A 19,873-nucleotide genomic window follows, 5' to 3' on the forward strand; every position below is an offset into this window, starting at 1 on the left:
AGGACACCGTGGCACACGACACCGCCGGGGCGCTGCGCATCGTGCAGCTCTACCCCCGGGACATGAACATCTACGGCGACTGGGGCAACACACTCACGCTCAAGCGCCGCGCCGAACGCCACGGCCTCGAGACCGAGATCGTGGACTACAACCCCGGCGACCCGTGGCCCGAGAACGCCGACCTCTTCGTAGGCGGCGGAGGACAGGACTCGGGACAGTTCCGCGTGGCCGACGACCTCGCCGTGGTGGCACCGCGACTGCACGAGGCCGTGGCCCGAGGCGTGCCCATGCTCGCGATCTGCGGGCTCTACCAGCTCTTCGGGCACAGTTTCCGCACGGGGACCGGGGAGACACTGTCCGGGATCGGGATCTTCGACCTCGAAACGGTGGCCGGTCCGGAACGGCTGATCGGCAACATCGTGACCGAGTCCGCGGACCTGGGCACGATCGTCGGCTACGAGAACCACTCGGGGCTCACCCACCTGGGCGCCGGGCAACAGCCCCTCGCGAGTGTCGTCTCGGGGGCCGGCAACAACGGGCAGGACGCCACGGAGGGTGCGCGCACCGCGAACGTGCTGGGCAGCTACCTGCATGGGTCGCTGCTGCCCAAGAACCCGCGTGTCGCGGACTTCCTGCTCGCGGCGGCACTCGAGCTGCGCGGCGAGACCCTGCCGGAGGGGGAACTCGACGACACGCTCGCCCAGCGCGCCCGCGACGTCGCCGCGTCGCGCCCGCGCTGACGGGCCCCGCCCCGCGCTCGTTATCATGGAGGTCGATCCGTGTCCGGTCCGCAGGGGCCGGACGCATTCTTTCGAGGAGGTCATTCATGTCAGGTCACTCCAAGTGGGCCACGACCAAGCACAAGAAGGCGGCGATTGACGCCAAGCGCGCCAAGGCGTTCGCCAAGTACATCAAGGGGATCGAGGTCGCGGCCCGCATGGGCGGCGCGGACACCTCGGGTAACCCCGCACTCGAACTCGCGGTCTCCAAGGCCAAGAAGAACTCGGTGCCCAACGACAACATCGACCGCGCGATCAAGCGCGGCGCCGGGCTCACGGGCGAGACGATCGACTACACCGAGATCCTCTATGAGGCCCGCGGCCCGCAAGGCACCGCGCTGTACATCGAGTGCCTCACGGACAACAAGAACCGCGCGGCCTCCGAGGTGCGCGTGGCCGTGACCCGCCACGGCGGCACCATGGCGGACTCCGGTTCCGTGGCGTACCTGTTCGAGCGCAAGGGCGTGGTGGAGGTCGCCAAGACGGACGGTCTCACCGAGGACGACGTCCTGATGGCCGTGCTCGACGCCGGCGCCGAGGAAGTGCTCGACGAGTCCGACGACTTCGAGGTGGTCAGCGAGGCGACCGACCTGCCCGCGATCCGCACCGCCCTGGACGAGGCCGGTCTCGAGTACAACAACGACGACCCCCAGTTCCGCCCCACCATGAAGGTGGACCTGGACGCCGAGGGCGCCCGCAAGTTCCTCAAGCTCGCGGACGCGGTCGAGGAGCTCGACGACGTGCAGAACGTCTACTCGAATGCCAACATCCCGGCCGAGGTCATGGCCGTGCTCGAGGACGACGAGTAATTCCGTGAGTCCCGTGGTGGCCCGGCAGTCCCAACAGCGCGTGCTCGCGGTGGACCCCGGTCTCACCCGGTGTGGTTTCGCCGTGGTGGACATGTCCGCGCAGCGCACCGGGACGTTCGTGCACGTCCAGGTGAGCGGGACGCGCGCGCACGAGGCCCTCGAACACCGCGTGCTGTCGATCATGCGGGCCGCCGAGGAACTCATGGACCGCTTCCGCCCGGACGTCGTGGCCGTGGAACGCGTGTTCGCGCAGAACAACGCTCCCACGGTCGTGGGCACGGCCCAGGCCACGGGCGTCGTGATCGCCGCGGCCGCGGTGCGGGGCATCCCGGTCGCGTGGCACACCCCGTCCGAGGTCAAGGCCGCGGTCACCGGGGACGGCTCCGCGGACAAGGAATCGGTGAACCGCATGGTCGTGCGCATCCTGCGCCTGGACGCCCCGCCGCGGCCCGCGGACGCCGCCGACGCGCTGGCCCTGGCCGTGTGCCACGGGTGGCGCGGTGGGATGGCCGGTGTCAACGCGGCCGAGCGCACGTCCACCCACTCGGGTTCGCGCCCGATGCAGACCCGCCGGGGTGCCGCACTGACTCCGGCGCAGCAGGCGTGGCGACGCGCCGAGACCGCGTCGCGAGCCCCCGGTGCCACTGCGCCCCGCGCATCCGGTACGGCCGCGTCCCGCGCGCCGGGCGCAGCGACCGGTACCCGCGGGCGGCGCGGCCGGGTGTCCTGAGCCTCCCGTTGCGGGCCCGCCTCACGAGCAGGAGCACACGTTCTGGGTGTCCCCGACGCTTGGTACAGTGACGGGCAGGAATTCGTACACGTGTTCGAACGGCGCACCACGTCCTGCCCCCAGGTCGCGGCGCGTTCGGACACACCGATGTTCTCGGCCGGCGGCCGTGGGAGGGGAGGGGCACCGTGATCGCCTCGATAACCGGTGAGGTGCGCTTCGTGGGGGCCACGCTCGCCGTGGTGGAGGTCTCGGGCTTCGGCATCGAGGTCAACGCGAGCCCCCGCACGCTCGCCGGGCTGCGGGTCGGTGCCACCGCGCACCTGCACACCGCGTACATCGCCCGCAAGGACGAGGCGCCGGTGCTGTTCGGTTTCGCCCAGGCGGACGAGAAGGAGATCTTCTCCGTCATGCTCGGGGTCTCCGGGGTGGGCCCGCGCACCGCGCTCGCCGCGGTCTCTGTCCTCGGGCCCGACGACGCCCGGCGCGCGATCGCCGCCGGCGACGACAAGGCCTTCACGGCCGTCCCCGGGATCGGACCGAAGTCCGCGCGGCGCATCGTCCTGGAACTCGCGGACAAGCTCGTCCTGCCGGACCCCGCGCCGCAGCAGAGCGCACAGCCCGGCATGCAGGTGTGGCGTGAGCAGGTCGTGGACGCTCTCACGGGTCTGGGCTGGAGCGAGAAGGACGCGGCCCGCGGGATCGACGACGCCCTCGAGACCCAGCCGGAACTGGCAGAGTCCGCCAACGTGGCCGAGATCCTGCGCGCCGTGCTGTCCTGGCTCGGCACCGCCAAGGCCACGTCCCACCCGCGGACCAGGGGGCGGTGAGCATGGCCGTGGAGGAACGTGGATCGGTGGGCCAACAACGTCTCGTGGGCGCCGAGGGCGACTACGACGACCAGCAGCTCGAGGCGTCCCTGCGCCCGGGGACCCTGCACGACTTCGTGGGGCAGAAGCGGGTACGGGCACAGCTGTCCCTCGTGCTCGAGGCCTCCAAGCTGCGCGGGCGCACCGCGGACCACGTGCTGCTGTCCGGGCCTCCAGGCCTCGGCAAGACGACCCTGGCCATGATCATCGCGCAGGAGCTGGATGTCCCCCTGCGGATCTCGTCCGGTCCCGCGATCCAGCACGCCGGTGACCTCGCGGCCATCCTGTCCTCCCTGACCCACGGGGAGGTGCTGTTCCTGGACGAGATCCACCGGATGTCCCGGCCCGCGGAGGAAATGCTGTACATGGCCATGGAGGACTTCCGCGTGGACATCGTGGTGGGCAAGGGCGCCGGCGCCACGTCCATCCCGCTGGACCTGCCCCCGTTCACGCTCGTGGGTGCCACCACCCGCGCGGGGCTGCTGCCCGGGCCACTGCGCGACCGGTTCGGCTTCACGGGTCACCTGGAGTTCTACTCCGTCGAGGAACTCGAGCTCGTGCTGCGTCGTTCGGCCGGGCTGCTCGACCTCACCATGACGAGCGAGGCGTTCACGGAGGTCGCATCGCGCTCACGCGGCACCCCTCGTATCGCCAACCGACTGCTGCGGCGCGTGCGGGACTGGGCGCTCGTGCACGGCGTGGAGCGCATCGACGCGCGGGCCGCCGGATCCGCACTCGACATGTACGAGGTGGACGCCCGGGGTCTGGACCGCTTGGACCGCAACGTGCTCTCAGCCCTGGTGAACAAGTTCAACGGCGGCCCCGTGGGGTTGTCCACCCTGGCGATCGCCGTGGGGGAGGAGACCGAGACGGTCGAGACCGTCGCGGAACCATTCCTGGTCCGCGAGGGCCTGCTCGGTCGCACCCCGCGCGGGCGGATCGCCATGGCCACGGCGTGGGAGCACCTGGGACTCGACGTCCCGGAGCACGCTGCGTTCAAGGACCCGGCGCTGAAAACCGCGCTCGTCACCGAACCGGACTCGGAGGATCCGTCCAGCACGTGACCAGATCCATCCCCTAAGCTGGGGAGGATCGGCCGGGACCTTCGCACCCCTGCGCAGTCGTGCCCGGTCGCGCTGTACGTGCACCTCGACAGAACGGATCCTTCGTGACCATCCTCGCTCAGACCCAGGACGCTGCCGGTGGCGGCGCCGGAACCGCATGGTTCCTGCCCGTGATGCTCGTGGTCATGGTCCTGCTGCTGTGGCTGCCCATGCGCCGACAGAAGAAGGCCCAGGCCCAGATGAAGGCCAAGCAGGCCACCATGGAGCCGGGTACGCGCGTGATGACGAGCTTCGGTCTCTACGGCACCCTGCGGGACATGGACCGAGAGAACAACAAGGCAGTCCTGGAGGTCTCCCCGGGCCAGCTCGTCACGGTGCACTCCCAGACCGTGACCACCGTGGTGGACGAGCTGCCCGCCGAGTCCGCGGCCACCGCCGCCCCCGGCGTGGTCGAGGCGGAGTCCGTGCAGGCCGGTACCCCCGAGGCGGCCGGTTCTGCGCATCGCGTCGACCCGGTCGACCCCGTGGACGGTTCCACGGCCGCCGGCGAGCAGGGCCCTACCCAGCGCGGCGCCGCCCAGCCCGGCACCACACCGGGCGCGGCGGCCCCGGATGCCTCGCAACGGGCCTGGCGCGACGCCCGCGACCGCGACGATCGCGGTAACCCCACTACCTGATTCCCCCCCCCACCGGGACACGGGCCGAGGACCTCGGCCCGTTTCTCATGTGTCGACCGGGCCGCGGCCCCGGTCGAGGACACGTTGAAGGACACCAATGGCAGCAGAGAAGAAGGCGCAGACCCCGGGATCGCGTGGCGGGTCCCGTTGGCGGCGCACCAGGGCCTCCAGCACGTCGGAGGGGACCCCCGGGAACGGGACCGCAGCGGCGAACGGCACGTCCGGTAGGAGCGGGGGTACCGCGAAGCGGCGCCCCCGCTCCGGAGCGGGGGCGTCGGCGGCGCGCAAGGCACTGGTGGCCCTTGCAGCGGTGATCGCGATCCTCGCCGGGGTGCTCGTCTACGGTGTGACGACCGACCGCACCGGGTGGGCGCCCAAACTGGCGCTGGATCTCGAGGGTGGCACGCAGATGGTGCTCTCGCCCACGCTGCAGGGGGAAAACTCCGGTCAGGACATCTCCCAGGAGCAGCTCGACCAGGCAGTCGAGATCATCCGCCAGCGCGTGGACGGTACGGGTGTCTCCGAGGCGGAGATCACCACGCAGTCCGGGCGCAACATCGTGGTGTCGATGCCCGGTGTGCCCTCGTCCGAGACGCGTGAGCTGATCCAGACCTCCGCGCAGATGGCGTTCCGTCCCGTGATCGTCTCAGGCGCCGGCGCGGCCACCCCGGAGAACCAGCGCACCGACCCCACGTCGATCCCCCAACCGGAGGGTGAGCCCGAGAACTCGTCCGACCCCAAGTGGGTCACGCGGGATCTCTTCGCCAGGTACGAGGCGCTCGACTGCAGCGCGCCGCGGCCCCAGGAGGAGCGCGCCTCCCAGCCGCAGGACAAGGCGATCGTGGCGTGCGATCCGCTGAGCAACGCCAAGTTCATCCTGGGCCCCGTCGAGATCCCCGGCACGGACATCGCCACGGCGTCCTACGCACAGGCGTCCAACTCCCAGGGCCACGCGACGGGCGGGTTCGCCGTGAACCTGCAGTTCAACGACGAGGGCACGCAGACCTTCAAGGAACTTTCCGAACGGCTCTACGGACTCGGCCAGGGTGGACAGAACGGTGCACGCAACCGGTTCGCGATCGTGCTGGACGGTTCCGTGGTCTCCGCGCCGACCATGAACGCCGTGATCACGGACGGTCGTGCGCAGATCACCGGCAACTTCACCGAGGACGAGGCCAAGTTCCTGTCCGAGCAGTTGAAGTACGGTGCGCTGCCGGTGTCCTTCTCGATCGACTCCGAGCAGCAGATCTCCGCAACCCTGGGCAGTAACCAGTTGCGGATGGGCATCATCGCGGGGCTGATCGGTCTGGCGCTCGTGTGCATCTACTCGCTGTTCCAGTACCGCTGGTTGGGTCTCGTGACCATCGCCTCACTCGTCGTGGCCGGTGTCGTGACCTACCTGGCCATCACCCTGCTGGGGTGGGGCGCGAACTACCGGCTGTCCCTGGCCGGCGTCGCGGGTCTCGTGGTGGCGATCGGTCAGACCGCGGACTCGTTCATCGTGTACTTCGAACGCATCCGTGACGAGATCCGCGCCGGGCGTACGATCCCGGCCGCCGTGGACCACGGCTGGCAACGCGCGCGCCAGACGGTGCTCGCGTCCAAGGCCGTGAACCTGTTGGCCGCCGTGGTGCTCTACTTCGTGGCCGTGGGCAATGTGCGCGGCTTCGCGTTCACGCTCGGTCTCACCGCGATCGCGGACCTGCTGGTCGTGTTCCTGTTCACCCACCCGATCATGGTGTTGCTCGCACGCACGCGCTACTTCGGCAACGGCGCGCGGCACTCCGGTCTGGACCCCGAAGCGCTCGACGCCGTCCCGCTCTACCGCGGCGCCGGCCGGCTGCGCAGCCCCGAGGACGGTGACGGTCTCACGATCGCCGAACGACGACGCCGCGCAGCACAGCAGGCGAGCGCAGCGCCGTCGTCCACCGCCGGAGCCCACGGGAACGCGTCCGTCGGCTCCACCGCGGCCACCGCCCGTCCCGATTCCGAGGAGACCCAGCGATGAGCAACCGACTCGCGCGTTTCGGCAATGACCTGCACAGCGGGCGCAGGTCCTACCCCTTCGTCCAGAAGCGGGGACCGTGGCTCGCCGTGAGCCTGGCCCTCGTGGTGATCTCCGTGCTGATCCCCGTGATCAAGGGCGGGTTCAACCTGGGGATCGACTTCACGGGCGGCTCCGAGTTCACGGTCTCGGACGTGCCCACCACGGACGTCTCCCTGGGCGAGCGGGCGGTCGCCGAGACCCCCGGTGCCCACGAGGCCACCGTGACGAACATCGCCCCGGGCACTGTGCGGGTGCAGACCCAGCAGCTCGACGACGACCAGACCCTGACCCTGAAGAACAAGTTGCAGGACGCCTACGGCGTGGGCGAGGACCAGGTGACCTCCAACTTCGTGGGACCCACGTGGGGCCAGGGTGTCACCCGACAGGCCCTGTGGGGGCTCGTGATCTTCGTGGTGCTCGCGCTCGCACTCATGGCGCTGTACTTCCGCACGTGGAAGATGTCCGTGGCCGCGATCGCGGCCATGCTCTTCACGATCGTCATCACCGCGGGTGTGTACTCCCTGGTGGGTTTCGAGATCACCCCCTCCGCGGTGATCGGCTTCCTCACGGTGCTGTCCTACTCGCTCTACGACTCCGTGGTGGTCTTCGACAAGGTGCGTGAGAACACCGCGGGGCTCGTGGGCGGCAGCGCCCCGGAGGAACGCAGGAAACGCACGTTCGGGGAACAGGTCAACCTGGCCGTGAACCAGACCCTCGTGCGCTCGATCAACACGTCCGTGGTGGGCATCCTCCCCGTGGGGTCCATCCTGTTCATCGGTGCGTATCTGCTCGGGGCCGGAACGTTGAAGGACCTCTCGCTGTCCCTGTTCGTGGGCATCATCGTGGGCACGCTCGCCACGCTGTTCGTGGCCGCACCCCTGTACTCGTGGTTGCGAGACCGCGAAGCCGGCGTGCGGGAGCAGACCCGCCGGGTGCTCGAGCACCGCACGGGCGAGGCCCCTCCGGTGAGCGCGGATCCCGTCGAGGTCTGACGCGACACCCTCGCACTCGTGGCCGGTCGCGCATGGCATGACCGGCCACGAGCGCTGTGACCGAACGGTGCGGGCGGCTACGTCACTCAGGACCGCGTCCGCGGTACGTGAGCACTGCGTCCGCGGCGCGTCCGTACCGTGTCCGTGGCACATCCGCACCGTTGTCCGCGGCGTGTCGGCGCGGGCTTAGACTGGGACATCAGCCCGCGGGGGCTCATGTCCGGCTTCCCGCGGTCGCGGCGACGATGAGGAGGCCACGGATCATGTCCAGCCAGTCCGAGAACGGTGGTGCCCAGGCACCCGTGGGCTCCGCGGTCACGTCCTCCGGCGCGCCCTCCGCTCAAGAGGCGTCCCGTCCCAATGCCGCCCCGCCCGCTCGCCCGAGTGTCGCGCGCGGTGACTTCGGGGGCACCCATTTCGTCCTACCCGCCTCTCGGCCCGTGTTCGGGCGGGCGGTCTTCCCGGGGCGCAGTGAACGCACCCGCTCGACCCTCTCGGTGCTCAGCGGTGAATCGGTCCCGAGCTCGCCCATCCTGGTGCCCCTGCTGCGCACGGTGCAGAACACGCATCCCGAGGAGGACCTCTCGGTCCTGGAGCGGGCCTTCACGGTCGCGGACACCCACCACGAGGGACAAAAGCGCAAGTCCGGGGACCCGTACATCACCCACCCGGTGGCCGTGACCACGATCCTCGCGGAACTCGGGATGACCGGTGCCACGCTCGTGGCCGGTCTACTGCACGACACCGTGGAGGACACGTCCTACACTCTCCAGCAGGTGCGCGAGGAGTTCGGCGAGGAAGTCGCCGCGCTCGTGGACGGCGTGACCAAGCTGGACAAGATCCAATACGGGGAGAACGCGCAGGCGGAGACCGTGCGCAAGATGATCGTGGCCATGGCCAAGGACATCCGCGTGTTGGTCATCAAACTCGCGGACCGTTTGCACAACGCCCGGACGTGGCGCTTCGTGTCCTCCGAGTCCTCCGGGCGCAAGGCGCGCGAGACCCTCGAGATCTTCGCGCCGCTGGCCCACCGACTGGGCATGAACACGATCAAGTGGGAGCTCGAGGACCTGTCCTTCGCGGCCCTGCACCCCAAGGTCTACGAGGAGATCGTGCGCATGGTGGGGGAACGCACCCCCGAGCGCGAGCGTCACCTCGCGGAGATCCGCGGTCAGATCGCCGAGGCGCTGGACGCCTCCGGCATCGAGGCCACCATCACGGGCCGGCCGAAGCACTACTACTCGATCTACCAGAAGATGATCGTGCGGGGTAAGGACTTCGACGAGATCCACGACCTGCAGGCCGCGCGCGTGCTCGTGAACTCCGTGCGCGAATGCTACGCGGCGTTGGGCGTGCTGCATGCCAAGTGGCGGCCGCTGCCCGGGCGGTTCAAGGACTACATCGCCATGCCCAAGTTCAATATGTACCAGTCCTTGCACACCACGGTGATCGGGCCCGCGGGGCGTCCCGTGGAGATCCAGATCCGCACCCACGAGATGCACCGCCGCGCCGAGTACGGCGTGGCCGCGCACTGGAAGTACAAGGACAAGGTCAACCAGGCGAACTCCGTGACCCCCAAGGCCAAGGAGGGTGAGCTGAACTGGCTCAGCTCCCTGGTGTCGTGGCAGGAGGAGGCCAAGGACTCCTCGGACTTCCTGGACTCGCTGCGCTATCAGATCAACACCGCCGAGGTGTACGTGTTCACGCCCAAGGGCGAGGTCATGGCCCTGCCCACGGGGTCCACGCCGGTGGACTTCGCGTACGCGGTGCACACCGAGGTGGGCAACCGCACGATCGGCGCGCGCGTCAACGGCAAGCTCGCCCCGCTGTCCTCCCGGCTGCAGCACGGGGACCGCGTGGAGATCCTCACGTCCAAGTCGGAACAGGCCGCTCCGTCCCAGGACTGGCTCAAGTTCGTGGGCTCCCCGCGGGCGCGCACCAAGATCCGGCAGTGGTTCTCCAAGGAACGCCGCGAGGAAGCGATCGAGCGGGGCAAGGACCAGCTCACCCGGGCGCTGCGCAAACACCACCTCCCGCTGCAGCGCACGGTCACGAGCGAAGCGCTGCTCGCGGTGGCCCAGGACTTCAACCGCGGCGACGTGGCGGCGCTCTACGAAGCCATCGGTTCGGACGCCGTGGGCGCCCACCAGGTCGTCGACAAGTTGTTGCAACACCTGGGCGGGGCCGAGGGCACCGAGGAGGACCTCGCCGAGACCACGCGGGTGACCCACCCCGTGCGCCCCGGCGTCTTGGACGCGGGTGTGCTCGTGCAGGGGGCCTCGGACGTCTACGTCAAGATCGCCCGGTGCTGCACCCCGGTGCCCCCGGACAAGATCGTGGGTTTCGTCACGCGCGGGTCCGGGATCTCAGTGCACCGCAAGGACTGCGCCAACATGCGGGTCATCCCGGAGGACGACGACCGGATCAAGGACGTCTCCTGGGCGCCCACCCAGTCCTCCCTGTTCCTCGTGGAGATCCAGGTGGAGGCCCTCGACCGCAAGTCCCTGCTCTACGACGTGACCAAGGCGCTGTCGGAGAACCACGTGAACATCCTCTCGGCCCAGGTGCACACCTCGCGGTCCCGGTTGGCGATCTCCCGGTTCTCGTTCGAGATGGGGGACACCCGCTACCTGGACCACGTGCTCAACCAGGTGCGCCGGATCGACGGCGTCTACGACGTCTACCGCACCTCGGGACACCGCCCGGTCAACTCCTGACGGGTCCGCCCGCGCGTCCGGCCTCGAGCGCCCGTGCGAGCTTGCGGACGCGGGCGATCGCGACCCGGCGCCCCGGCAGCTTTGCCAGGGCCTCGAATTCGGCGAGCAGATGCTGCGGTGAGCAGTGCAGGCGCGGTGCGCTCAGTAGGGCGAGCAGAGCGGCGTCGCCGGCCGGGCCGGTGACGTGTATCGCGAGGTCCACGGCGGTGCGCAGGGGAGTGGTCAGTGTGATGCCGTGGTGGACCACGAGGTCCCGCGGCGCGAACCCCGTCTGGTGGATCACGAGGCCCGGCGGCACCGTGGTCGTCGTGCGCGCGGACTTGTCCACGAGGATCGTCACGGGCGAGGGCTCGGGTGCGCAGCGGTAGAACCACGCGGCTCCGAGCCGCCCCAGCACACCCCGCCGTTGCAGGTGCCCGGGCACGACCCTGCTCACCACCGTGGCTCGCAACTGGAGCGTGGGGGCGGTGGTCGCGGGTACGTAGGCGTCGAGCAGTTCGCGGCGCAACAAACCGTCCTCGGTCATCGCGCTCAGTTCGGCGCGGCTGAACGGGTGGCCCGGGAGCAGGACGAGGGGCGCGGTGGTGCCGCGAGCGGTGAGCACGGAGGTCATGGACCCATCCCACCCCACGGCGAACCGGAAGGGCAGGGCAGCGCACCGATTGTGGAGAAACGCCCGTGGACCGAGACCTGCGGCGCGCTCCCACGCCACGGTGCGCGGGCCGGCGCCGTACGCATCGCGCGCCGAGGCGAGGAACGCCCCCACCCTTGGGAACCAGTGGAACGCCCCCGTCCGGGCAAACCGGGGACGGGGGCGTTCCTGCAGTCAGCGGCAGAAAATCAGCGCAGTTCGGACGCCGAGGCCTGCAGCGTGGCGAGCCACTGCTCGCTCGTGGCCAGGTCCTTCTCGAGGGACGCGGCCCTCTTGGTGTTGCCACCCGCACGGGCGGCCTCGAGGGCAGCGCGCTGATCGGCGATCTTGTTCTCCAGCTGGGACAGCATGGAGTTGGAGCGCGCCTTGGTCTCGGGGTCGGTGCGCCGCCAGCGGTCGTCCTCGGCCTTCTTCACGGCGTCCTCCACGGCGCGCAGTTCGTTCTCCACGCGGCGCATGTGGGCGCGCGGGACCTTACCGGCCTCCTCCCAGCGCTGCTGGACGGACGCGAGCTGCTTCTTGGCGGCGTCGAGGTCCTTGACGGGCAGGATCTGCTTGGCCTCGGCGAGCAGTTGCTCCTTGACCGTGAGGTTGCCCGCGTACTCCTGGTCGATCCGCTCGTTCGCGGCGGTGCGCGCGGAGAAGAACGCGTCCTGGGCGGCGCGGAACCGGGCCCACAAGGCGTCGTCCTCCTTGCGGGACGCGCGCGGGGCCTCCTTCCACCGGTCCATGAGCTCTCGGTACTTCCCGGCGGTCTCACCCCACTCGGTGGACGAGGACAGCGCCTCGGCCTCCTTGATCAGGCCCTCCTTGACGCGCTTGGCCTTGGCGTTGGTCTCGTCCAGAGACGAGAAGAAGGCCTTACGGTGCCGGTCGAACGTGGTGCGGGCCTTGCGGAAGCGCTTCCACAGGGCGTCCTCGTCCGATTTGGGCAGGCGTCCGCCCGAGCGCTGGTGGTCCTGCCACTGCGAGAACAGCTCCGCCATGCGCGCGGACGAGTGCTTCCACTGCGTCTTGGCGGGATCCTGCGCGGCGACCTCCTCGGCGGCCTCCACGATCGCGGTGCGGTGCGCGAGCTGCTGCGCCTTGGCGGCCTTGGTCTCCTCGCGTTCGCGGTTCAGGGCCACCTTGATCGCGTCCTCGAGGGTATCCAGGCGCGTGGAGAGATCCGTGAGATCGCCCACCATGGTGTGCGCGTCCACCTGCTCGCGCACGTGGTCCACGGTCTTGCGCATGTCACCGGCGGGTGCCTTGGCGGCGATGCGCTGTTCAAGCAGTGCGACCTGCGCCTCGGCGTCGTCGAACTTGCGCGCGAAGTACGCGAGCGCCTCGTCCGGCGTGGCGTCCGGGAACTGCCCGCACGCGTACTCGGTGCCCTGCACGCTCACGTACACGGTGCCGTTCTCGTCCGCGCGGCCGAAGGCCCGAGCGCGTTCCACGGAATCGGCCGGGGCGAGCGCGGCGTGGGTGCCCTCCGCGGGACGTGGCTGAGCCGCCGCCGGTGCGGGCGCGGGTGCCGCGCTCGGGGTGGGTTTGGGGGTCGACGGCGCCGCGGGCTTGGGCGCGGACGCCGCGGGGGTGGCCGGTCCCGGGACGGGACGGCGGTCGTCGGATTCAGGACGTTCTGTCACCGCTACAACTCTTTCTGCACGACCCCGCCGGTGCTGCCCGCAGCTGCGGGCGTCGCGGTGGGGTTTCCCATGGTGGACACCGGCCATCCTATCGAGCCGCGCGGCTTAGACTGGCAGCTGACACCGTCCGCGCTCGCGCATGCCCCGGTTCCGGGGGTTGCTCGTACGACGACGCCTCGCGACCCGGGGCTTCCACGGCGCACAGGCCGAGCCCCGGACCGCCCGAGACCCACTACCGAGGAGTTCCCACCCATGGCCCGCACCACGTCTCTGTCCGGTTTCCCCGAATGGCTCCCGGAGGAACGGATCGTGGAGCAACACGTGCTGGACTCCCTGCGCAGGACCTTCGAACTCCACGGCTTCTCCTCGATCGAGACGCGCGCGGTGGAGACCGTGGAGCAGTTGCTGCGCAAGGGTGAGATCGACAAGGAGGTCTACGGGGTCTCCCGGCTGCAACAGGACGAGGACTCCTCGCGCGAGGACGCGCTGGCGCTGCACTTCGACCTGACCGTGCCGTTCGCCCGCTACGTCGTGGAGAACAGTGGCTACCTCACGTTCCCGTTCCGCCGCTACCAGATCCAGAAGGTGTGGCGCGGCGAGCGCCCCCAGGAGGGCCGGGCGCGCGAGTTCACCCAGGCGGACATCGATGTGGTGGGGGACGGCACGCTCGCGTTCCGCTACGACGTGGAGCTCGCGCTCGTGATGATCGAGGCGCTGTCCGAGCTGCCCATCCCGCCGTTCGTGCTGCGGGTCAACAACCGCAAGCTCGCCGAGGGTTTCTACCGCGGTGTGGGTCTCACGGACGCCCCCGCGGTGCTGCGTGAGATCGACAAGCTCGAAAAGATCGGTGCCGAGCAGGTCTCCCGGAATCTCCAGGACACGGTGGGTGCCACGCCCGAGCAGGCGGAGGCCGCGCTGTCCCTCGCGGCGATCCGCACCGACGACACGTCCTTCGTGGAGCGCGTGCGGGAACTCGGTGTGAGCAACAACCTGCTGGACGAAGGCCTGAACGAACTCGCCGAGGTCGTGGGGGAGGCCTCCCGCCGCGCCCCCGGCAAGGTCGTGGCGGACCTGTCCATCGCCCGCGGTCTGGACTACTACACAGGCACCGTGTACGAGACGGTCCTCGTGGGTCACGAACAGCTCGGTTCCGTGTGCTCGGGCGGTCGCTACGAGTCCCTCGCGTCCTCCGGGAAGAAGACTTACCCCGGTGTGGGCCTGTCGATCGGTGTGACCCGGTTGGTCACCCGGATCCTGTCCCGCTCCATGGCCCAGGCCTCCCGTTCGGTGCCCTCCGCGGTGCTCGTGGCCCTGAACGACGACGCATCATGGTCCGCCGCGCAGGACGTCGCCGGGCAGTTGCGCGCTCGCGGGATCGCGACCGAGGTGGCCGCCACGGCCCAGAAGTTCGGCAAGCAGATCCGCTACGCCGAGCGCCGCGGCATCCCGTTCGTGTGGTTCTCCTCGGTGGCCGAGGACGGGAGCCCGACCCACGAGGTCAAGGACATCCGCTCGGGCGAGCAGGTGGCCGCGGACCCCGCATCGTGGCAGCCGCCCGCCGAGGACCTGCACGCCACGGTGCTGCGCGCGGCCACCACGGACGACTGACGCCGGCTCTGTCCTCCGAGAGGCGTGCCCGCGCGCGACGGCCGTGCGCTCGCGGCGTCGGCTTGTAGACTCGCGGGGACGGGAGCACGCCCTGCTCCGGGGCGCCCGATCCGGTGCGGCTCCGCGGGCACTCGGTGCGACGCGCTCCGCCGGCCCGCGATCCCGACCATCCCATTGATTGAAAAGGTGAATGCACTTGTTGCGAACGCATGAACTCGGCACGTTGACCGTCGAGAACATTGGACAGACCGTCACGCTGGCGGGCTGGGTCGGCCGGCGCCGCGACCACGGCGGCGTGGCGTTCGTGGACCTGCGTGACGCCTCCGGCGTGGCGCAGGTCGTGGTGCGTGACGAGGAGCAGTTCCACCAGCTGCGCAATGAGTACGTCCTGCAGGTCACGGGCACCGTGGAGCGCCGCCCCGAGGGCAACGAGAACCCCAACCTGCCCTCCGGTGAGGTCGAGGTCATGGTGGATGAGCTCACCGTGCTCAACACCGCGGCACCCCTGCCGTTCCAGATCGACGAGCACGTGGAGGTGGGCGAGGAAGCCCGCCTGAAGTACCGCTACCTGGACCTGCGCCGCCCGGAGCCCGCCCGCATCATGCGGCTGCGTTCCGAGGTCAACCGGGTGGCCCGCACCCTGCTGCACGAGCAGGGCTTCACCGAGGTGGAGACCCCCACCCTCACCCGTTCCACTCCCGAGGGTGCGCGTGACTTCGTGGTGCCGGCACGGCTGTCCCCGGGCTCCTGGTATGCGCTGCCGCAGTCCCCGCAGCTGTTCAAACAGCTGCTGCAGGTGGGCGGGATCGAGAAGTATTTCCAGATCGCCCGCTGCTACCGGGACGAGGACTTCCGCGCGGACCGCCAACCCGAGTTCACCCAGCTGGACGTTGAGGCCTCCTTCGTGGAGGAGGACGATGTCATCGCCCTGGGCGAGCAGATCGTGAAGTCCCTGTGGGCTCTGATCGGCGTGGACGTCTCGACCCCCATCCCGCGCATGACCTACGCCCAGGCCATGGCCGACTACGGCTCCGACAAGCCGGACCTGCGCTTCGACCTGAAGCTCACGGAGCTCACCGAGTACTTCAAGGACACCCCGTTCCGCGTGTTCCAGGCCCCGTACGTGGGTGCCGTGGTCATGCCAGGCGGTGCATCCCAGCCCCGCCGCCAGCTCGACGCGTGGCAGGAGTGGGCCAAGCAGCGCGGCGCCAAGGGCCTCGCCTACGTGCTGTTCAAGGAGGACGGCGAGATCGCCGGGCCGGTGGCCAAGAACATCTCGGAGGAGGAGAAGGCCGGACTCGCGGAGGCCGTGGGCGCGAAGCCCGGCGACTGCGTGTTCTTCGCCGCGGGCGGGGCCAAGACCTCCCGCGCGCTGCTCGGTGCCGCGCGCGTGGAGATCGGCCACCGCGTGGGCCTGATCGACGAGAATGACTGGGCCTTCGTGTGGATCGTGGACGCGCCGCTGTTCGAGCCCGCGTCCGAGGCGGTCGAGTCCGGCGACGTTGCCGTGGGCTCCGGTGCGTGGACGGCCGTGCACCACGCGTTCACGTCCCCCAAGCCCGAGTTCATGGACACCTTCGACACGGACCCCGGCTCCGCGCTGGCCTACGCGTACGACATCGTGTGCAACGGCAACGAGATCGGCGGCGGTTCCATCCGCATCCACCGCCGGGACGTGCAGGACCGCGTGTTCCGCGTGATGGGGCTCAGTGAGGAGGACGCCCGGGAGAAGTTCGGCTTCCTGCTGGACGCCTTCCAGTTCGGCGCGCCCCCGCACGGCGGCATCGCCTTCGGCTGGGACCGCGTGGTCGCGCTGCTCGCGGGCACCGAGTCCATCCGGGACGTCATCGCGTTCCCCAAGACCGGCAACGGCTACGACCCCCTGACCGCCGCGCCTGCGCCTATCACGGCGCAGCAGCGCAAGGAAGCCGGCGTGGACGCCAAGCCCGAGCCCAAGAAGGCCGAGGCGCCGCGCGAGGCAGCCTCCGCCGACAAGGGCGGCGACGCGAAGTAACGCCATCGACACGTGACACCGTCGCTACTCGCTGCGGGGCCGCCGATCCGGGATGTCACCCCGAGGTCGGCGGCCCCGCAGCCTTCGTGCGCGGTCCGGTTGCGTGACCCGCCGCGCTCGCGGGACGACCGGTTCCACTCCCGGGGCAACCCGTTTCCCCATGGGACGGGCCGTGTCAGCAGTGGGACGGTGCCGGGGTGCGAGTGTGATGGACTGGCGTCATGAGAATCGTGCTACAGGTGGCGTCGCGGGCCAGTGTCACCGTGGGGGAACGGGGCACGGGCGAGATCACCGGCCCCGGGCTCGTCGCACTCGTGGGGGTCACCCACTCGGACACCCCGGAGATCGCCGCGCAGCTCGCGGCCAAGATCGCCGGGCTGCGCATCCTGCCGGGAGAGACCTCGTGCGAGGACCGCTCGGCCCCGGTGCTCGTGGTCAGCCAGTTCACGCTGTACGGGGACGTGCGGAGGGGGCGCCGACCGTCGTGGTCCCGCGCCGCCCCCGGGGACGTGAGCGAACCCCTCTTCGACGCCTTCGTGGCGGCGCTACGTGAGCGCGGTCTGCCGGTGGAAACCGGGGAGTTCGGTGCGCACATGGAGGTCTCGCTCGTCAACGACGGGCCCGTGACCCTCGTGGTGGACAGCGACGAGCTGCAGCGCCCGCGTCGCGGCTGAACCCGCGGCGGCCCGTGCGTGTCCGAGGCGGGCAGTAGGGTCGAGGCGTGAGCGATGCATTGTTCGACGTCCCGGATCCCCTGAGCGAGGACGGGTCCGGCCCATCCGCCCACGCGAGGGATCGGACCCCGTCCCGCGCGCGCTCCCGCGCACCGCTCGCCGTGCGCATGCGCCCCCGCACCCTGGACGAGGTCGTGGGCCAGAAGCACCTGTTGCGCACCGGCTCGCCCCTACGCGGACTGACCGCTGGGCGCTCGGGACCGACCGCGGCGTCGTCGGTCATCCTGTGGGGCCCGCCGGGCACGGGCAAGACGACGATCGCGCACGTGATCGCGCGCGGCCACGACACCACCTTCGTGGAGCTGTCCGCCGTCACGGCCGGGGTCAAGGACGTGCGGCGCGTCATGGACGAGGCGCTGACCGCGCGCGACCTGCACGGGCGGACCACGGTGCTGTTCCTCGACGAGATCCACCGGTTCACCAAGGCGCAGCAGGACGCGCTGTTGCCCGGGGTCGAGAACGGGTGGGTGGTCCTCGTGGCCGCCACGACCGAGAACCCCTCGTTCTCCGTGATCGCACCGCTGCTCTCGCGCTCCCTGCTGCTGACCCTGCAACCGCTCGAGCGCCCGGACATCGGGGAGTTGCTCGACCGCGCGGTGACCGACCCGCGCGGGCTGGACGGTGCCGTCGTCCTGAGTCCGGAGGCGCGCGAGCACCTGCTGGACGTCTCGGGGGGAGACGCGCGCAAGGCGCTCACGTCTCTCGAGGCGGCTGCGGCGGTCGCGCTCTCCCACACGGCGGCGTTGGACGACGACGCCGATGGCGCCGCGCGTTCCGGGGCCGAGGGCCCGGGCACGGAGGGTTCGGGAGCCGAGGTATCGGACGACGGCGCGGCCGAGCCCGGGGCAGCGGGCGAAACCCCCGATGCATCGGTCGTGACCGTGACGCTGGAGCACGCGCAGGAGGCCGTCAACCGCGCGGCGGTGCGCTACGACAAGCAGGGCGATCAGCACTACGACGTCGTGAGCGCGTTTATCAAATCGATCCGCGGCTCGGACGTGGACGCCGCGATGCATTACCTGGCCCGGATGATCGAGGCCGGGGAGGACCCCCGGTTCATCGCGCGCCGGTTGATCATCAGCGCGTCGGAAGACATCGGTCTCGCTGACCCCGCGGCGCTGCAGACCGCGGTCGCGGCCGCCCAGGCCGTGCAGTTGATCGGGATGCCCGAGGGGCGGATCCCGCTCGCCGAGGCCGTCGCACATCTGGCCACCGCACCCAAGTCGAACGCCGCGTACCTGGCCATCGACGAGGCCATCGCGGACGTCCGCGCCGGACGTGCCGGGCCCGTGCCCCCGCACCTGCGGGACTCGCACTACCCGGGCGCGAACGAGCTCGGCCACGGCGCGGGCTATGTCTACGCCCACGACACGCCCAACGCGGTGGCCACCCAGCAGTACCCGCCGGACGAGCTCGTGGGGAAGGACTACTACCGGCCCACGGGGTACGGCCACGAACGAGACCTGGCGCAGCGCGTGATCCGGTTGCGCGACATCGTGCGCGGCGGCACCCGGCCGTAGGGCGCGGCTACGACGGTGGGTGGTCAGGGCCGTGCTCCCGCGCCGTCCACGTGGTCCAGCACGTCCTTGGCGGTCAGGTCGTCGATCACCAGGTCCGTCACCGCGCCCGACCGCAGCGCACCCACGATGCCGCGCACCTTGTGCCGCCCGGACACCACGCACACACGGCGGGGGATCCTGGAGAGATCGGCGGGGGTGGGTCCGGAGGCCCGCCGGTTCAGCTCGATGTCCGAGTAACTGCCGTCCTCGCGGATGAAGACGGTGCAGATGTCCCCGACGACGCGGTGCCCGCTCAGACTGCGCAGCTCGGACGAGCTGAGGTGGCCCTCCGTGTAGACCTGGGACAGCACCGGGCCGTGGAAGGCCCCCACGCTGAACACCGCCAGGTCAACACTCGCCCGGGCCGCGAGGATGCGGCGGACCGAGGATTCCTGCCAGAGCAGCGTCCGGGTCTGTTCCCAGTCGAAGAAAGCGGGGGTCGGGAACGGGTACAGCTCGGCGTTGAAGGCCTGCGCCAACGTCGAGAGCAGTGGGGCGGACGTATCCGTGCCGGCCGTCCGCGGCCCGGCGGCCCCGTTGAGCTGCACCACCGAGACGTCCTGGGTGTTGGTGTGGCGCACGTGAGAGGCGATCGCGGAGGTCGTGGTGCCCCACGCGACCCCCAGGGACGTCCCGTCCTGGACCCACGACGCGAGTAGTTGTGCGGTGTAGCGCGAGACCGCGTCGAGTCGTTGGCCGCTATGCGACGCCCGCTGGGTCCCCGCGATGTGCGCCGTGACCCGGAACGTGTCGTGGATGCGACGGGACAGCCGGTCCGTGGGTGTGTCGGGTGGGCGCAGGGTGATCGTCACGATGCCCCTGGCTTTCGCATCCGCCAGCATGCGCGAGACCGTGGACCGTGAGACCCCCAGCCGCTCGGCCACGGCACCCATGGTCATGTCCTGCACGAAGTACAGTTCCGCGGCTTGGTAGAGCAGTGAATCGTCGTGCATCGCCCCTCACCTCCCGTGCACACATGTGCAAATAGGTTGAG

16 protein-coding genes are annotated in these 19,873 nt (G+C 70.2%); 13 read left to right on the forward strand and 3 right to left on the reverse strand.

What is annotated here, in order from left to right; translation table 11 throughout:
- Positions 1–8 precede the first annotated feature (8 nt).
- From B3I25_RS02725 to B3I25_RS02765, 9 genes are all read left to right on the forward strand, one after another.
- Positions 9–740 (forward strand): type 1 glutamine amidotransferase, encoded by a 732-nt coding sequence (locus B3I25_RS02725; protein WP_286737728.1) that lies wholly within the window; start codon positions 9–11, stop codon positions 738–740.
- Positions 741–826: 86 nt separating this feature from the next.
- Complete coding sequence (locus tag B3I25_RS02730) at positions 827–1,588, forward strand: YebC/PmpR family DNA-binding transcriptional regulator (protein WP_064846326.1); 762 nt, start codon at positions 827–829, stop codon at positions 1,586–1,588.
- A gap of 4 nt (positions 1,589–1,592) precedes the next feature.
- The gene (gene ruvC, locus B3I25_RS02735) at positions 1,593–2,318 is read left to right on the forward strand and encodes a crossover junction endodeoxyribonuclease RuvC (RefSeq protein WP_286737729.1); all 726 of its coding nucleotides are present in this window, start codon (positions 1,593–1,595) and stop codon (positions 2,316–2,318) included.
- A gap of 185 nt (positions 2,319–2,503) precedes the next feature.
- Positions 2,504–3,145: a Holliday junction branch migration protein RuvA gene (gene ruvA / locus B3I25_RS02740; protein WP_286737731.1), complete on the forward strand. Its 642-nt coding sequence runs from the start codon at positions 2,504–2,506 to the stop codon at positions 3,143–3,145.
- A gap of 2 nt (positions 3,146–3,147) precedes the next feature.
- A complete protein-coding gene (ruvB, locus tag B3I25_RS02745; RefSeq protein WP_286737791.1) occupies positions 3,148–4,248 on the forward strand; it encodes a Holliday junction branch migration DNA helicase RuvB in 1,101 nt (366 codons plus the stop codon).
- Positions 4,249–4,352: 104 nt separating this feature from the next.
- Positions 4,353–4,925 carry a preprotein translocase subunit YajC gene (locus tag B3I25_RS02750; protein WP_286737732.1) on the forward strand — a complete coding sequence of 191 codons (573 nt, stop codon included), beginning with the start codon at positions 4,353–4,355 and terminating at the stop codon, positions 4,923–4,925.
- 97 nt (positions 4,926–5,022) lie between these two features.
- Positions 5,023–6,933: a protein translocase subunit SecD gene (gene secD / locus B3I25_RS02755; protein ID WP_286737733.1), complete on the forward strand. Its 1,911-nt coding sequence runs from the start codon at positions 5,023–5,025 to the stop codon at positions 6,931–6,933.
- The gene (gene secF / locus B3I25_RS02760; protein WP_286737734.1) at positions 6,930–7,964 is read left to right on the forward strand and encodes a protein translocase subunit SecF; all 1,035 of its coding nucleotides are present in this window, start codon (positions 6,930–6,932) and stop codon (positions 7,962–7,964) included. Before secD ends, secF begins: the two co-directional genes overlap by 4 nt.
- Positions 7,965–8,227: 263 nt before the next feature.
- The gene (locus B3I25_RS02765; RefSeq protein WP_286737735.1) at positions 8,228–10,681 is read left to right on the forward strand and encodes a RelA/SpoT family protein; all 2,454 of its coding nucleotides are present in this window, start codon (positions 8,228–8,230) and stop codon (positions 10,679–10,681) included.
- Here the strand turns inward: B3I25_RS02765 and B3I25_RS02770 are convergent.
- Positions 10,671–11,294, reverse strand: a complete 624-nt coding sequence (locus B3I25_RS02770; RefSeq protein WP_286737736.1) for a type IV toxin-antitoxin system AbiEi family antitoxin — start codon at positions 11,292–11,294, stop codon at positions 10,671–10,673. The genes B3I25_RS02765 and B3I25_RS02770 overlap by 11 nt on opposite strands.
- 227 nt (positions 11,295–11,521) lie before the next feature.
- Positions 11,522–12,964: a DUF349 domain-containing protein gene (locus B3I25_RS02775; protein WP_231885505.1), complete on the reverse strand. Its 1,443-nt coding sequence runs from the start codon at positions 12,962–12,964 to the stop codon at positions 11,522–11,524.
- A gap of 252 nt (positions 12,965–13,216) precedes the next feature.
- Here B3I25_RS02775 and hisS point away from each other — a divergent pair, with 252 nt between their 5' ends.
- The 4 genes from hisS (at position 13,217) to B3I25_RS02795 (ending at position 18,840) form a co-directional block, all read left to right on the forward strand.
- A complete protein-coding gene (gene hisS / locus B3I25_RS02780; RefSeq protein ID WP_098055905.1) occupies positions 13,217–14,572 on the forward strand; it encodes a histidine--tRNA ligase in 1,356 nt (451 codons plus the stop codon).
- Positions 14,573–14,768: 196 nt separating this feature from the next.
- Positions 14,769–16,586 carry an aspartate--tRNA ligase gene (gene aspS, locus B3I25_RS02785; protein WP_064845913.1) on the forward strand — a complete coding sequence of 606 codons (1,818 nt, stop codon included), beginning with the start codon at positions 14,769–14,771 and terminating at the stop codon, positions 16,584–16,586.
- A 221-nt stretch (positions 16,587–16,807) separates the two neighbouring features.
- On the forward strand, positions 16,808–17,260 hold the full coding sequence (gene dtd, locus B3I25_RS02790; RefSeq protein ID WP_098055907.1) for a D-aminoacyl-tRNA deacylase: 453 nt from the start codon (positions 16,808–16,810) through the stop codon (positions 17,258–17,260).
- Between the two features lie 47 nt (positions 17,261–17,307).
- Positions 17,308–18,840, forward strand: a complete 1,533-nt coding sequence (locus B3I25_RS02795; RefSeq protein WP_286737737.1) for a replication-associated recombination protein A — start codon at positions 17,308–17,310, stop codon at positions 18,838–18,840.
- Positions 18,841–18,863: 23 nt separating this feature from the next.
- Here the strand turns inward: B3I25_RS02795 and B3I25_RS02800 are convergent, their stop codons facing one another.
- Positions 18,864–19,832, reverse strand: a complete 969-nt coding sequence (locus B3I25_RS02800) for a sugar-binding transcriptional regulator (RefSeq protein WP_286737738.1) — start codon at positions 19,830–19,832, stop codon at positions 18,864–18,866.
- Between the last annotated feature and the right edge of the window lie 41 nt (positions 19,833–19,873).

Source organism: Kocuria sp. UBA1838 (genome assembly GCF_002338785.1).
GTDB lineage: Bacteria > Actinomycetota > Actinomycetes > Actinomycetales > Micrococcaceae > Kocuria > Kocuria marina.